The organism is Caulobacter sp. BK020 (assembly GCF_004342605.1).
Classification (GTDB): Bacteria; Pseudomonadota; Alphaproteobacteria; order Caulobacterales; family Caulobacteraceae; genus Caulobacter.
In genome coordinates this window covers 292464-307858 of sequence record NZ_SLZL01000001.1, presented here as the reverse complement: position 1 = coordinate 307858, position 15395 = coordinate 292464, and the positions used below count along the sequence as shown (strand labels likewise).

Sequence of the window (15395 nt, the reverse complement as noted above, 5' to 3'; positions counted from 1 at the left end):
CCGCGACCCTAAAGCGCCGGATGGCTGGGAAGTAAGCGCTTTCGAGCCGAATTCGTCCCGCCAAACGTGAATTTTGCGACAGAATTCCCGTGAGCTCCGGTCCGCCGGGACCGGTTCGTGCGAGGAGAGCAGCATCTGCACCAGATCTGCGCGAGAATCTCAGACGCCGCGCGTGGACGGTTCGGCAACGGCGGGGTAAGCCAGATTCATGTCCATCGGCGTCTTCGACTCCGGCGTGGGCGGCCTCACGGTCCACCGCGCCCTCGTGAACCGTCTGCCCCAGGCGGACTTCGTCTATCTCGCCGACCAGGCCAACGCCCCCTATGGCGGCCGGGCGGGCGAAGAGATCGTCGACCTGACGCGGGCCGGCTGCCAGCGCCTGTTCGACACCGGCGCCAGCCTGGTGGTCCTGGCCTGCAACACCGCCTCGGCCATCGCCCTGCGCCGCCTGCAGCAGACCTGGCTGCCCGGCTATCGCAAGGCGCTGGGCCGGCCGATCAACGTGCTGGGCATCATCGTCCCGACCATCGAGGCGGCCACCGGCCTGCCCTGGGAGCACGAGGCCGAACGGCGCGGCGACAAGGTCGAACAGCTGGACGTGCTGGGCGTGTTCTCGACCCAGGGCACGGCGAATTCGCGCGTCTACGAAATCGAGATCGACAAGCGCAAGCAGGACATTGCGGTGTTCTCGCAAGCCTGCCCCGACCTCGTGCCGATGATCGAGGCCGACGCCGGGGCCGTGGATCTGGCCAAGGCGGTCGAGGGCTATGTCCAGGCGCTGAAGACCCGCATCGGCCGCTATCCCGACCGGGCGGTGCTGGGCTGCACCCATTACGAGATCATCGCCGACATCTTCCGCGCCGCCCTGCCGGCCGGCACCCCGGTCATCCACCAGCCGGCCTCGACCGCCGACGCGCTGGAGCTGTATCTGCGGCGCCATCCGGAATTCGACCCGGGGAGGGACGGTTCGCGCCGCTTCCTGACCACCGGCAAGCCGGGTCCGCAGAACGCCCTGGTCGAGAGCTTCTGGGGCGGCCCGCTGCGGTTCGAGGCGGCTTAGGGGCGGTTCGAGCCAGACCGCTTGCCCCCTACGGACCGCTTCGCGGTCGTCTTCCCCCAGAGGGGGAAGAGCCTCGCGCCTTGGACAGACCGCGCAGCGGTCAGGTGGGGGCAAGTCCGACTTGACGGGGCGCTCGGGCACGCCACCCTTCTCCTAAACAGGAGGGGCTCCCCATGAAACATCTGCTGCTCGCCGCCGCGCTCGCCCTCGCCGCAACCGCCGCCCAGGGCGAGGTCATCGACGCCCAGCCTAACGGCTTCGAGGTCAAGCGTACCGCCCTGCTGAACGCCCCGGCCGACAAGGTCTACGCGGCGCTCTCCCAGCCTTCGCAGTGGTGGAACAAGGACCACACCTGGTCGGGCTCGGCCGCCAATCTGTCCCTGGCCCCCATGGCCGGCGGCTGCTTCTGCGAGAAGCTGCCGAACGGCGGTTCGGTCCTGCACATGACCGTCGTCTACGCCCAGCCGGGCCAGGGCCTGAGGCTGTTCGGAGGCCTGGGGCCGCTGCAGATGTCCGGCCCGACGGGCCACCTCGGCTGGACCCTGGCGGAGAAGGACGGCAAGACCACCCTGACCCAGACCTATGACGCCGGCGGCTACATGAAGGGCGGCCTCGACAAGATCGCCCCGGTCGTCGACCAGGTGCTGGGCGAGCAGTTCGACCGGCTGAAGGTCTATGTCGAGAGCGGCAAGGCGCCGTAGCCGCTCTACTTCTCGTAGCTGGCCTTCTGGCTGAGCAGCCAGGAGAAGTCGGCCGTCAGCTGTCCCGACTGCTTGCCCTTGCCGCTCTTGGGGTCGTAGGCGGTCCAGACCCCCGCCGACGAGTGACAGCCCATGCAGCTTTCGGTCTGGAAGGTCAGGGTGTTGATCCCCGGGGTCACCGGCTTGCCCTGGTTGTTGAGCACCGAGTTCCAGACCGGCGGCTGGGCGGGTCCGGAGGCTGGGCAGTCCTGGCCGTCCGGCAGCTCCTCGCCGTTGCAGGCGACCTGGTTGCCCTTCTGGAAGTAGGTTTCCATGGTGATGTTGGTCAGGAACACCGGCGTCGGATTTCCGCCCGGCTTGTTGCCGATGGCGTTGGGCAGGCCGCCGTTCCAGGGCGCCGGCGGCGCCGAGGGATCGGTCGGCCACTGGGTGTCGATCAGCTGGTAGTACTGCCAGACCGAATCCTGGGCCTTCAGCGCGGCCTGGGCCTGGCGGTTCAGCGCCACCTTGTCGCCGGGAATCGGTATGCCGCGCCAGGCCTGGGTCGGGATGCGCGGATAGACGCCCTTGACCTTCTGCGGCAGCTGGTTGACCGCGCACATCGGGCAGTTCGGATCGACGAACGACGGGCTCAGCCTGGGGTGGGCCACCGCGTCGACATCCAGGTTGTCGACCTGCTCGAAGGTGGACCAGATCCACTGCGGCGAGGTCTTGGTCTTGTGGCCGATGTGCATGCCCACCAGGCCGACGGTCACCTTGCGCTCCAGCGGCCTGCCGTCCGGCCCCGGGTCCATGACCAGGGCCGGGCTGGTGTAGAAGCGGGTGAAGTCGTCCTTGCCCGGCTTGAGGATCCGCCAGGCGAACTTCAGTTCGAATGACCCGCTCCAGTCCTGGTCGGGCGTGCCGACCGGCATGGAGACCTTGCCGCCAGCCTTGGTGAAGGCGACCTGGCCGTTGATGTTGTACAGGCTGTTGTCGCAGAGATAGCCGACCTCGTTGGGGTCGATCATGATCTCGTAATAGACGAACTCGCCGTTCTGATCGATCATCGGACCCGAGAAGGCCTGGTCGATGTCGTCGCCCAGATTGGCGGCGTTCAGCTCGCCAACCGCCGACAGCACGCCCAGGAAGCGGGTGGCCCGGGGGTCGGCGTTGGCCGTCGCCTGGGCCGAGAACGGCGCCAGCCCCTTGCTGACCGGCTTGGCCAGGTCGCCGCGGAACAGCACCAGGGTGCGGGCCTTGGGCGAGACGCCGCAGGCGGCGGGCCGCGCGCCGTCGGTCTGGAAGATGGCGCTGGAATTGTGCCATAGCGTCCAGTGCGGTTGGCCGAACCGGGTGTCGGTCAGCTTGGGCGCGGCTACGCCCTGGCTGTTGGTGGGCCAGTTCAGCGCCAGGAACATCTGCCAGGAATAGAGGTCGAACTCGCGCTGCACCTCGGAGAATTTCTTGGCGTGCTCCAGCTGGGTTTTCAGCGCGATATCGACGTCGCCCGGCATCTGCGGCGTCAGTTTGGGCGCGAAGTTCGGGAAGGCCGCCAGATAGGCCGGCTTGGCGGGCGCGGCGGCGTCGATCGCCTGGGCGGTGAACAGTCCGCCCCCGCCCGCCAGACACACCAGGGTCGCGGCCAGCGTCCGCCAGCCGATCTTCCGTTCCGGTTTCGAGTTCTTCATCGCGCCCTCCGCCACGTCGGACATCGCGCGGGTCAGCCCCCGCGTCGATCGACCAAGCCCAGCACAGGGTGATCACTCTTAGGAGGAGTCGTCAATAATATATCGTTATAGTAGCAATAGGCTGCGGCGAGGACGGCCCAAACAAAAACCCCGGGCGGAGGCCCGGGGTCCATGCGACTTGTTCAGGAGGCTCGAAAGATCAGCCGACGGCCTGCATGTCGTCGCTGGTCGCGCCCAGCAGGGCCATCTGCAGGCGTGAACGGTCGCGGCGGGCCGATTCCAGGGCGCCCTCGGCCAGGGCGGCCTCCGAGCGGATACGCTCGATCTCGGCCTGCATCTCGGCGATCTTGTCGTCGTGGGCGCGGCGGGTCTCGTCTTCCGAAGCCTGGAGCGCCTCGAAGCGGGTGCGCAGCTGGGCGGCGCGTTCCTCGGCGCGCTTGAGGGCCTTTTCGTGGGCCACCACGGTCTTGGCCAGCTGATCGGCGCGTTCGATCGCAGCGGCGCGAGCGGTGTCGACGCCGGCGTGGCGGCCACGCAGGTCCTCGACCTCGTCCTCAAGATTGCGGACCCGTTCCAGGGCGCGCTCCAGGGCGACGTTGAGGTCGCCGGCCCGGCGCTCGACGGCCTGCTGCTGGGCGCTGCTTTCGTTGAGACGAGCCGAAATCTGGCCGTTCATCTCTTCCAGCTTGTCGGCGCGACCCGTGGCGGTCTCCAGCCGCGTCTGCAGGGCCAGGGCTTCGGCGCGGCCGGCTTCCACCTGGGCTTCCAGGCCGCGGATCGTGCGGGCGCTGTCGGCCTGGATGGTGGTCAGGGCGTTCTCGGTCGCCAGCACGCGGGCGCGCTCGGCGGCCACCTGGGCCTCCAGCTCGGTCTCGATGCGCGACAGGCGGGCGACGTCGGCGCCGGCCTGGTCCAGGCGCTTCTTCACCGTGCCCAGCTCTTCGGCCTGCAGGGCCGACTGCTGCTTGGCGGCGGCCAGGGCGGCCTCGGACTCGCCGCGGCGGGCGTCGATGTCCTGGGTCTGGATCCGCAGGGTCTCGACGTCCTGGGCCAGGTGTTCGGCGCGGGCGGTGGCGTCGCGCAGGGCCGCTTCCAGGCCGCCGACCTTGAGTTCGGACTGCTGCAGACCGTTGCGCAGCCGGTCAATCTCCAGCGCGCCGTCCTCAAGGGCGACGTCCAGGGATTGGCGTCGGGCTTCAGATTCGGTCAGGGCGGCGTCGGCGGTCGCCAGGCGAGCCGAAAGCTCGCGCTCCTCGGCCTGGGCGACGGCCAACTGGCGGGCGGCCTGATCGTGGGCCGCGCGCAGGGCGATCAACTCGGCGTGCTCGGCCCGGCGGGCTTCGAACTCCTCGGCGACCGGGCCGCGGATCTCGGAGAGCAGCGGCTCGATGGCCCGCAGGTGCTCGACCACGCGGCTGATGCTGTCCAGCCCGCCGTGGATGGTCTCGTAGCGGACGCCGATGGCCTGGGTGGCCTCGACCAGACGGTCGGCGCCGCCGTCGGTTTCGGGACGATCGTTCTCGGCGGCCAGCATCACGGGCTTGACGCCGCCCTTGGTGTTCCGCTCGCCCTTCGACAGCAGCCTCATCTTGCCCACCCTCTAACGATCCGCGGCTCGACGCCCATCGCGCCGATTCGGCCCCTCAGCCGCGCAGAATCATTTGCCCATTCGTTAACAGGATAGCGCGCGCTCAAGATTGCTGTCGAGGTGAAGATCGCGCGTTCGGCGAGAGGCGCATCGCCGCATCTCCCAATACGCCGAGCCGGCGCAAGAAAGCCGCTGCGACAGCCCCAAGGGCGGTCACGGCGGCTTCGTGGAGACCCAATCGAGACGTTCACCCGGTCGGGAGACGCGTCAGGCGGCCTCTTGCTCGGCGGGAACCGCCGGCTCCAGGCGGATCATGTAGTCGAAGGCCGACAGGGCCGCCTTCGAACCCTCGCCCATGGCGATGATGATCTGCTTGTAGGGCGTGGTCGTCGCGTCGCCGGCGGCGAACACGCCGGGCAGCGAGGTCTCGCCACGGTGGTCGACCTCGATCTCGCCGCGCTGGGTCAGGGCCACGCTGTCCTTCAGCCACTCGGTGTTGGGCGCCAGGCCGATCTGCACGAACACCCCTTCCAGGTCGACGGTGTGGACCTGGTCGTGGTTGCGGTCCTTGTAGGTCAGGCCTGTGACCTTGGCGCCGTCGCCCAGCACTTCGGTGGTCAGGGCCGAGGTGACGATGCGCACGTTCGGCAGGCTGGCCAGCTTGCGTTGCAGGACGGCGTCGGCGCGCAGCTGGCTGTCGAACTCGATCAGGGTCACGTGGGCGACGATGCCGGCCAGATCGATGGCCGCCTCGACGCCGCTGTTGCCGCCGCCGATCACCGCCACGCGCTTGCCCTTGAACAGCGGGCCGTCGCAGTGCGGGCAATAGGCCACGCCCTTGTTCTTGTACTCGGCCTCGCCGGGCACGTTGATGTTCCGCCAGCGGGCCCCGGTGGCCAGGATCACGCTGCGCGACTTCAGGCTGGCGCCGTTCTCGAGCTTGACCTCGATCAGGCCGCCGGGGGTCTTGGCGGGAACCAGGCCGACGGCCTTCTGCAGGTTCATGATGTCGACGTCATAGTCCTTGACGTGCTGCTCCAGCGCCGAGGCCAATTTGGGGCCTTCGGTGTGCGACACCGAGATGAAGTTCTCGATGGCCATGGTGTCCAGCACCTGGCCGCCGAAGCGCTCGGCCGCCACGCCGGTGCGGATGCCCTTGCGGGCGGCGTAGATCGCCGCCGCGGCCCCAGCGGGGCCGCCGCCGACGACCAGGACGTCGAAGGCGTCCTTGGTCTTGATCTTCTCGGCCTCGCGGGCCACGGCGCCGGTGTCCAGCTTGGCCAGGATCTGTTCCAGGCTCATGCGGCCCTGGCCGAACGGCTGGCCGTTCAGCAGGATGGTCGGCACGGCCATGACCTGGCGCGCCTCGACTTCCGCCTGGAACAGCGCGCCATCGATGGCGACATGGCTGATGTTGGGGTTCAGGGCCGCCATGGTGTTCAGCGCCTGGACCACGTCCGGGCAGTTCTGGCAGCTCTGCGAGAAATAGGTCTCGAAGCGGAATTCACCTTCCAGGGCGCGGACCTGGTCCAGCACCTCGGCGTCGAACTTCGGCGGATGACCGCCGACATGCAGCAGAGCCAGCACCAGCGAGGTGAACTCGTGGCCCAGCGGCAGGCCGGCGAAGCGGACATCGGCGCTATCGTCGGCGCGGGTGATGGCGAAGGACGGCTTGCGGGCGTCGTCGCCGGCCAGGTTCAGGCTGACCTTGTCGGAGGTTCCGGCCACGTCCTCGAGCAGGGCGCGCATGTCGTTGGATCCCGCGCCTTCGCCCAGCGAGGCGACCAGCGTGATCGGCTGGCGCAGGTTCTGCAGATAGGCTTTCAGCTGGGTCTTCAGACCATCGTCCAACATGGCAGGCTCCGACGACGAGGCGACGCGCGGGGAGACGCGGGCCGGGAATTGGCGAATTCAGGAATGGCGGGCAAAGCCGCCGGTTCCGCGGGCTGACGGAACCGGCGGAGCGCCCATCGCGGCCCGAAGGCCGCGACAGGTCGTAGGCGGGCTTAGATCTTGCCGACCAGGTCGAGCGACGGGGCGAGGGTCTTTTCACCCTCCTCCCACTTGGCCGGACAGACCTCGCCCGGGTGCGACGCGACGTACTGGGCGGCCTTGATCTTGCGCAGCAGTTCGATGGCGTTGCGGCCGATGCCTTCGGCGGTGACTTCCACGAATTGGATCACGCCTTCCGGGTCGATCAGGAAGGTGCCGCGATCGGCCAGGCCGACACCTTCGCGCATGACGCCGAAGTTGTTGGTGATCTGGCCCGACGGGTCGCCGACCATGGTGTACTGGATCTTGCCGATGGCCGGCGAGGTGTCGTGCCAGGCCTTGTGCGAGAAGTGGGTGTCGGTCGACACGGCGTAGATCTCCACGCCCAGGCGCTGGAAGGTGGCATAGTTGTCGGCCAGGTCTTCCAGCTCCGTCGGGCAGACGAAGGTGAAGTCGGCCGGGTAGAAGAACACGACGGACCACTTGCCCTTCAGGTCGGCGTCGCTGACCTCGACGAACTTGCCGCCCTTGTAGGCCTGGGCGGTGAAGGGTTTGATCTGGGTGTTGATCAAGGACATGAAGTTCTCCTGCAAGGAATTGCGAAGGCCCTTCTACGCAAGGGATTCTGATAGGGCCAATCGATTGTTTCGTTCCTGACGATAGGTTTAATCTATGATTGTTGCGCCGCATTCTCGCAAGTGCGGCAGAGGCGTCGTCGATTGTCCTGTGATTTCCGATAGATCCTGCCTATCTAAGGGCCATGCTTCCCACCCTGCGCCAACTCCAGTATCTGAAGCTTCTTTCCGAGCACGGCTCGTTCAGCCGGGCCGCTGACGCCTGCCACGTCACCCAGCCGACCCTGTCCGCGGGCATCCAGGAACTGGAGAAGATTCTCGGCACCCCGGTGGTCGACCGCGCGCGGTCCGGCGTGATCCTGACCGCGGCCGGCCAGGAGGCCGTGCGCCGGGCCGAGGCGATCCTGGCCCAGGCCGAGGACTTGGTGCAGGCCGCGCGCGGGGCCGGCCAGCCCCTCGCCGGCCGGTTCCGCCTGGGCGTGATCCCCACCGTCGCCCCGTATCTTTTGCCCCGCGCCCTGCCGGCCCTGCGCGACCAGTTCCCCAAGCTGAAGCTGTACCTGCGCGAGGACCTGACCCATCGGCTGATCGCTTCCCTGAAGTCCGGCGGACTGGACGCGGCCCTGATCGCCTTGCCGTACGACATGACCGGCCTGGACTGGGCCCATGTCGAGGACGACGAGCTGCTGGCCGCCGCTCCGGCCAACCACCGCATGGCTGCCTTCGACCGGGTCGATCCCGAAACCCTGCGCGGCGACGACATGATCCTGCTCGAGGACGGCCACTGCCTGCGTGATCACGCCCTGGCCGCCTGCGGGCTGGAGCCGCCGCGCGGCGCCGGTTTTGGCGACGAGGAAAGCTTCGCGGCCACCTCCCTGCCCACCTTGGTGCAGATGATCGGCTCGGGCCTGGGCGTGTCGTTCCTGCCGTCGATGGCGGTGGCGGCCGGCCTGGCCCACAACGCGCCGGTCACCATCCGGCCGCTGGACTCAGAACAGTCCAGCCGTGAGATCGTCGTCGCCTGGCGGGCCGGTTCCAGCCGCGGCGCCGAGGGGCGGCTGCTGGCCCAGACCCTGCGCGACCTGCCGCCCGCCGCGCTTTCGCCACGGCACTAGGATACCTATCTGCGTTCGTAACGCCGCCGCCAGACGAGGACGCCCATGGTTCGACGCATTCCCGCGCTGATCGGCGGCGCCGCCCTCGGCTTCGCGGCCCTGGCCCTTCCGGCGTCGGCCCAGGCCCCGCCCGCGCCTTCCGGTCAAACGGTCGAACTGTTTCCCCAGGATTCCGGCAGCGCCGTGGTCGAGGAACTGCAGGTGGTCGCCCGGCCGCCGGGTCCGGCCCTGTGGCTGGTCGAGAAGGGCGCCGCCAAGCTTTATGTCGTCGGCTCGGCTCCGCCCCTGCCGCATCAGCTGAAGTGGGACAGTCCGCGCCTGAACCGGGCCATGGACCAGGCCAGCCTGGTCCTGGTTCCGCCCGAGGCCTCGGTCGGCCCGCTGCAGGTCACCAAATTCTTCCTGACCGGCGGCGGGGGCGTGCGTTACGGCCCCTTCAGCAAGAACCTGGAGGATCGCCTCCCGGCTGACCTGAAGGCGCGGTTTGTCAGCGCCCGCGAACGGGCCGGCCGAACGGGCGTGCCGTACAAGGACTGGAAACCGGCCGTGGCCGGCTTCATCCTGCTGTCCGACTTCCGCCAGGCGGCGGGCCTGTCCGAGGCCAAGCCGGTCAGCACGATAGAGCGCATGGCCAAGGCCAAGGGCGTCAAGGTCAAGGCGATGAGCCAGTACCGCCTGGGCCCGATCCTCGCCAGCGCCGGCAAGCTGTCTGACGAGGCCAACCTGGCCTGCCTGCGCGACGCCCTGACGGAACTGGAATATGACGGCGCCCACCCGACCGACATCGGAACCGACTGGGCCAATGGCGACCTGGCCAGCGTGCGGGCCCGCTATTCCACCTCGGCGGCCCAGCGCTGCGTGATGCGCGCGCCCGGCGGTCCGGCCTTGCTGGCGCAGCAAATCGGCCAGTCTGCGGACGCCCTGAACGAGGCGCTGAACCGGCCTGGCGTGACCATCGCCGTCGTCGACCTGGCCTTTCTGCTGCCGGCCAACGGCGTTCTTGACCGCCTGAAGGCCGCTGGTGCGACCATCACCTCGCCGGCCGATTGAAGGCGCGTCGTCGCAAGCTTGAGCGCACCTTGAAATATGTAAGCTTCACCATACACCTTATGCTTGCATAGGGCCGATTTCCCCGCGAAGGTCAGAAGGCCGAAGACGCCCAAGACGGATCGGCTGCGGGAATTCTATGTCGCCAATTCGACAATTCATGGCATGGGCCTGCGCCCTGTCCCCGATCGGGACCATGATTTGCGGCGACGTCGCCACAGCTTCGACCCCGACCCTCGCCTGGGACGGAGCCCGACGCCTGGGCGTTCAGTGCCTGGTCGACCCCGACCGGACGCCGGACCGTCGCCGGCTGCAGGCGGCGCTTTGCGAGCGGGTCCGGGCCCTGGCCGCCGACGGAGCGCCGATCCCGGTCGTGCTGCTGGCGCCGGGCGATCCCGGCCTGATCGCCGCCGACACCGCCGTCCTGCTGTTCCACGCCAACGTCCAGCCGGATGAGGCCCGGTCCTCGGCAGCCCGAGGCGGATCGCTGCTGGTCTTCAGTCTCCGCGTCTTCCGGGCCACGGCCGCCCCGTCCGAGCTGTTCGGCGCGGCCCCCCGCGCGACGGCGCTGCCCGCCGGCGGCGCCAGTCCCAGCCCCCAACTCGACGCCGCCGTGAACGCCGCGCTCGCCGAAACCCTGCCGTGGCGATCACGGCCAGCGCCCTAGCCCGCGCGGCCTGACCGCCGCGAAACGACATCCACACCAGCCAACGGAAAGACCGATGCGCCTCCACGACGAAAGCCTGGACCAGGACCTCCACCGGGACATCGATTTCCCGGTGTTCCAGGGGCCGACCGACGCGGTCGCGCCGGCGCTGGACGTCTCGGTCGAGCCGGTCAACGCCTCGGTGGACGGCCAGGGCGGCACGATCCGCGACAAGCCGGTGTTCACGATCGAGCAGGTGATCGAGCAGCTCAATCGCGGCGGCGCCGGCTGGACGCCGGGCCATGTCGAGCACGCCGTACCCCGCGACGGCGACGTCAGCGTGCTGAACTTCGGCTTCCACACCGCCGAAAGCATGTTCGCCGAGCCCTACGTCTATGAAGAGGGCGGCCAGCTCTATGGCCGGCCCGAATATTTCGGCTTCGCTCCATTCACCGAGGACCAGAAGGCGGCCGCCCGCGAGGCCATGGCCAGCTGGGACGACCTGATCGCCCCCACCCTGGTGGAGACCGCGCCCGAACAGGCCGACATCACCTTCGCCAACTACACCAACCGGCCGGGCACCCAGGCCTACGCCTACCTGCCCTATGACTACACGCCCGACAACGCCGACCTGATCGCCGGCGACGTCTGGGTCAGCGCCAACCAGCCCAGCAACTTCCAGCTGGACGAGGGGCTCTACGGCATCCACACCCTGACCCACGAAAGCGGCCACGCCCTGGGATTGGAGCATCCTGGCGACTATAACGCCGCCCCCGGGGTGAGCATCACCTACACGGCCAACGCCGAATACTACCAGGATAGCCGCGCCTACAGCATCATGTCCTACTTCGCCGCCTCGGAGACCGGGGCGCGGCACTTCGACTTCAACCTCTCGACCACCGTCTACGCCTCGACCCCGCTGGTGCACGACATCGCCGCCATCCAGGCGATCTACGGCGCCGACATGACCACCCGCACGGGCGACACGACCTACGGCTTCAACAGCAACGCCGGCCGCGACTCCTACGACTTCACCAAGACGCCCGCCCCGGTCATGGCCATCTGGGACGCCGGCGGGATCGACACCCTGGACGCCTCGGGCTACGCGACTGATCAGTTGATCGACCTGACCCCCGGCTCGCTCAGCAGCATCGGCGGGGTGACCTACGACACCGCCCCGTCGTTCGAGCAGGTCAACGCCAACCGGGCGGCGGCGGGCTACGCTCCAGTGTCCCTGGCGACCTACACGTCCAACATGGCCCTGCTGGCCGCCAACCCGGTGGTCGGCCGGCTGACCGACAATGTCGGCATCGCCTATGGCGTCACGATCGAGAACGGCGTCGGCGGCTCCGGCTCGGACCGGCTGATCGGCAACACCGCCGCCAACACCCTGACCGGCAACGCCGGCAATGACACGCTGGAGGGCCGCGACGGGGCCGATGTCCTGATCGGCGGCCTGGGAAATGACGTGCTGGACGGTGGTGCGGGCGCCGACCGGATGACCGGCGGGGCCGGCGACGACCGCTATGTCGTCGACAGCTGGCGCGACACCGTGACCGAACTCGCCGCCGCCGGCGTCGACACCGTCTGGAGCGCGATCAACTACAGCCTGTCCGTCAACCTGGAGAACCTCAAGCTGACCGGCGACGCGACCCTGGGCACGGGCAACGGCTCGGCCAACCTGATCGAGGGCAACGACGCCTTCAACCTGCTGAGCGGCGAGGGCGGGGCCGACCGCCTGTTCGGGGCCGGCGGAAACGACGTCCTGCTGGGCGGTTCGGGCGCGGACCGGCTGAACGGCGGGGCGGGCCTCGACATCCTGCTGGGCGGCAGCGGCGCCGACGTCTTCGCCTTCGACGCCGCCGCGTTCGGTGGCGACAAGCTGTCGATCGACTATGTCGCCGACTACAGCCGCGGCGACCTGTTCGACTTCAGCGCCCTGGACGCCAACGCCGCCCTGGACGGCGACCAGGCCTTCTCGCTGGTGTCCAGCTGGACCGCCGGCGGGGTCGGCCAGCTGATGGTCAGCGCCTATTCCAGCCTGCTGGGCGCGGTCGCCGCCCTGGGCGGGGTCGACCTGGGGGCCTACGCCCTGGCGGGCCTGTTCGGCCGGGCCTCGGTCATCTGGGGCGACCTGGACGGCGACGCCCATTCCGACTTCGCCGTGCTGGTCTCGGGCGCCAGCCTGTCGACCGACGGCTGGCTGCTCTGAGCGGCAAGGCCGGCCGTCCCTCCGTGACGGCCGGCCTTGCCGACGGGACTGCCGATGAATAGCTCAGCGACGCCTTTCCGCCCGAGGACCTCGTCATGCGCCTGCTCGGCATCGACCACGTGGTGATCCGCGCCCGCGACCCCGCGGCGATGGAAAGGTTCTATGTCGAGGTGCTGGGCTGCGCGGTCGAACGGCGGCAGGACGCCATCGGCCTGGTGCAGCTGCGGGCCGGCGCCCAGCTGATCGACCTGATCGACGTCGCCGGCCGCCTGGGCCGGATGGGCGGCGCCGCGCCGGGCCCCGAGGGCCGCAACATGGATCACCTGTGCCTGCGGGTGGCCGATTTCGACGTCGACACGGTGCGCGCCCACCTGGAAGCTAACGGGGTGGCGATCGGCGACATCGGCGAACGCTATGGCTCGACCGGCGAGGCGGTGTCGCTCTACCTGTCGGATCCCGAGGGCAACGGGCTGGAGCTGCGGGGCTGATCGTTTTGACTCCCTGCTCCCTTTCGTGCATAAGCGCGCGCTTCCGGCGCTTCATCAGCAGCGCCTCCACCGTCACGACCCCGGCCTGGTAGCCCAGGATCCATCCGGACGAGGACGGCGAGGACCCCCGTCGACGTGATCGTCCACGGGGGCTGATCGCGTTTGGTCATTGTTTTGACGTGGGTTTCGCATGTTCGACGGCCTTACAGAGCGACTTTCAGGGGTCTTCGACCGCCTCGGCGGTCGCGGCGTGCTGTCCGAGAAGGACATCGACGAGGCGCTGCGCGAGGTCCGCGTCGCCCTGCTGGAAGCCGACGTCGCCTTGCCGGTGGTCAAGGACTTCATCAGCAAGGCCAAGGAAAGCGCGTCCGGCGAGGCGGTCATCCGTTCGGTCAAGCCGGCCGACCAGGTGGTCAAGATTGTCTATGACGGCCTGGTCGACATGCTGGGCGGCGAAGTTCCCACCGGCCTGAACCTGGCCCTGAACCCGCCGTCGGTCATCCTGATGGCCGGCCTGCAGGGCTCGGGCAAGACCACCACCACCGGCAAGCTGGCCCTGCGGCTGAACAAGGTCGAGCGCAAGAAGGTGCTGGTCGCCTCGCTCGACACCCGCCGTCCGGCCGCCATGGAACAGCTGGCCATGCTGGCCAAGCAGGTCGAGGTCGAGAGCCTGCCGATCGTCGCCGGCCAGAGCGCCGCCGACATCGCCAAGCGCGCCCTGACCGCCGCCAAGCTGGGCGGCTACGACGTCCTGATCCTCGACACCGCCGGCCGCACCACCCTGGACGAGGCGATGATGAGCGAGGCGGCGGAAATCGCCCGCATCGCCACGCCGTCCGAGACCATCCTGGTCGCCGACAGCCTGACCGGCCAGGACGCCGTGCGCACGGCGAAAGCCTTCCACGAGCGCCTGCCGCTGACCGGCCTGATCCTGACCCGCGCCGACGGCGACGGCCGCGGCGGCGCGGCGCTGTCGATGCGCCACGTCACCGGCCTGCCGATCAAGTTCCTCGGGGCCGGCGAGAAGATCGACGCCCTGGACGTGTTCGACGCCCGCCGCGTGGCCGGCCGGATCCTCGGGCAAGGCGACGTGGTCGCCCTGGTCGAGAAGGCCGCCCAGGACCTGGACGTGGCCGAAGCCGAGCGCATGGCCAAGAAGCTGGCCAAGGGCCAGTTCGACCTCAACGACCTGTCGGCCCAGCTCTCGCAGATGCAGAAGATGGGCGGCATGCAGGGCATCATGGGCCTGCTGCCGGGCGTCCAGAAGGTCAAGAAGCAGATCGCCGAAAGCGGCATCGACGACAGCATCTTCCGTCGCCAGCAGGCGATCATCAGCTCGATGACCAAGCTGGAGCGCAAGAAGCCCGACATCCTGGCGGCCTCGCGCAAGCGCCGCATCGCGGCGGGCGCCGGGGTCGACGTGGCCGAGGTCAACCGCCTGCTCAAGCAGCACCGCCAGATGGCCGACATGTTCAAGGCCATGAGCAAGGACGGCGGCAAGGGCATGGCCCGCATGGCCGCCATGATGGGCGGCGGCGACATGTCCCGGCTCAAGGCCATGGGCGGCGGCAAGATGGCCGCGCCCGATCCGAATTCCGCGGGGGGCCTTGGCGGCCTTCCGGGGCTCCCCGGTCTTCCGGGATCCGGGGGCGGCGGCGACGCCAAGCCCAACCTCCTGTCCGGACTGGGCGGCCTGCCCCCCGGCTTCAACCCGTTCAAGAAATAGAACTTTAGACCAAGGACTACGACAATGCTGAAGATCCGTCTCGCCCGTGGCGGCGCCAAGAAGCGCCCCTACTACTCGATCGTCGTCGCCGACAGCCACTCGCCCCGCGACGGCCGCTTCATCGAGAAGGTCGGCACCTACAACCCGCTGCTCAAGAAGGACGACGCCGCGCGCGTGACCCTGAAGGTCGAGTCCATCCAGGAGTGGCTCAAGAAGGGCGCCCAGCCGACCGACCGCGTCGCCCGCTTCCTGGCCGCCCAAGGCCTGACCGCCTGGGCCCACGGCAACAACCCGCAGAAGGGCGCCCCGGGCAAGAAGGCTCAAGAGCGCCTGGCCGAACGCGCCCAGCGCGACGAAGAGCGCGCCGCCGCCGAAGCCCAGGCCAAGGAAGACGCCAAGGCCGCCGCTGAAGCCGCCGCCGCCGCGGCCGCCGAAGCCGCCGCCGCTCCGGCTCCGGAGCCGGAAGTCGTCGCCGAAGAGGCTCCGGCCGCTGAAGAAGCCCCGGCTTCGGAAGAAACCACCGAAGGCTAAGGCCCTCGGAAGCGCCGCCGCCGGACATCCGTTCGGCGGCGGCG

General features: G+C 69.0%; 13 protein-coding genes. 9 read left to right on the top strand and 4 right to left on the bottom strand.

The window, feature by feature from the left end; genetic code table 11:
* The first annotated feature begins 208 nt into the window (after positions 1–208).
* A complete protein-coding gene (locus tag EV278_RS01520) occupies positions 209–1060 on the top strand; it encodes an aspartate/glutamate racemase family protein (protein WP_132085968.1) in 852 nt (283 codons plus the stop codon).
* A gap of 173 nt (positions 1061–1233) precedes the next feature.
* Positions 1234–1761 (top strand): SRPBCC family protein, encoded by a 528-nt coding sequence (locus tag EV278_RS01515; RefSeq protein WP_132085966.1) that lies wholly within the window; start codon positions 1234–1236, stop codon positions 1759–1761.
* Positions 1762–1766: 5 nt separating this feature from the next.
* Here the strand turns inward: EV278_RS01515 and EV278_RS01510 are convergent, their stop codons facing one another.
* The 4 genes from EV278_RS01510 to ahpC all read right to left on the bottom strand — a co-directional run bounded on the left by EV278_RS01510 (position 1767) and on the right by ahpC (position 7589).
* Entirely contained in the window at positions 1767–3431 is a 1665-nt protein-coding gene (locus tag EV278_RS01510) for a hypothetical protein (RefSeq protein ID WP_132085964.1), read from the bottom strand.
* A gap of 199 nt (positions 3432–3630) precedes the next feature.
* Positions 3631–5019 carry an intermediate filament-like cell shape determinant CreS gene (locus EV278_RS01505; protein ID WP_165916489.1) on the bottom strand — a complete coding sequence of 463 codons (1389 nt, stop codon included), beginning with the start codon at positions 5017–5019 and terminating at the stop codon, positions 3631–3633.
* A 267-nt stretch (positions 5020–5286) separates the two neighbouring features.
* Positions 5287–6873, bottom strand: a complete 1587-nt coding sequence (gene ahpF / locus EV278_RS01500) for an alkyl hydroperoxide reductase subunit F (RefSeq protein ID WP_132085962.1) — start codon at positions 6871–6873, stop codon at positions 5287–5289.
* Between the two features lie 152 nt (positions 6874–7025).
* Positions 7026–7589, bottom strand: coding sequence for an alkyl hydroperoxide reductase subunit C (ahpC, locus tag EV278_RS01495; protein ID WP_028039395.1), 564 nt, complete (start codon positions 7587–7589; stop codon positions 7026–7028).
* 182 nt (positions 7590–7771) lie between these two features.
* On the opposite strand from ahpC, the gene EV278_RS01490 reads away from it, so the two are divergent.
* The 7 genes from EV278_RS01490 to rpsP all read left to right on the top strand — a co-directional run bounded on the left by EV278_RS01490 (position 7772) and on the right by rpsP (position 15351).
* Entirely contained in the window at positions 7772–8701 is a 930-nt protein-coding gene (locus EV278_RS01490; protein ID WP_132085960.1) for a hydrogen peroxide-inducible genes activator, read from the top strand.
* Between the two features lie 45 nt (positions 8702–8746).
* Complete coding sequence (locus EV278_RS01485; RefSeq protein ID WP_132085958.1) at positions 8747–9751, top strand: TraB/GumN family protein; 1005 nt, start codon at positions 8747–8749, stop codon at positions 9749–9751.
* A gap of 193 nt (positions 9752–9944) precedes the next feature.
* On the top strand, positions 9945–10415 hold the full coding sequence (locus tag EV278_RS01480) for a hypothetical protein (RefSeq protein WP_132085956.1): 471 nt from the start codon (positions 9945–9947) through the stop codon (positions 10413–10415).
* 55 nt (positions 10416–10470) lie between these two features.
* The gene (locus tag EV278_RS01475; protein WP_132085954.1) at positions 10471–12606 is read left to right on the top strand and encodes a M10 family metallopeptidase C-terminal domain-containing protein; all 2136 of its coding nucleotides are present in this window, start codon (positions 10471–10473) and stop codon (positions 12604–12606) included.
* 95 nt (positions 12607–12701) lie between these two features.
* Complete coding sequence (locus tag EV278_RS01470) at positions 12702–13094, top strand: VOC family protein (protein WP_132085952.1); 393 nt, start codon at positions 12702–12704, stop codon at positions 13092–13094.
* 190 nt (positions 13095–13284) lie between these two features.
* Positions 13285–14820 (top strand): signal recognition particle protein, encoded by a 1536-nt coding sequence (gene ffh / locus EV278_RS01465; protein WP_132085950.1) that lies wholly within the window; start codon positions 13285–13287, stop codon positions 14818–14820.
* Between the two features lie 24 nt (positions 14821–14844).
* A complete protein-coding gene (gene rpsP, locus EV278_RS01460) occupies positions 14845–15351 on the top strand; it encodes a 30S ribosomal protein S16 (protein WP_132085948.1) in 507 nt (168 codons plus the stop codon).
* Positions 15352–15395: the final 44 nt, after the last annotated feature.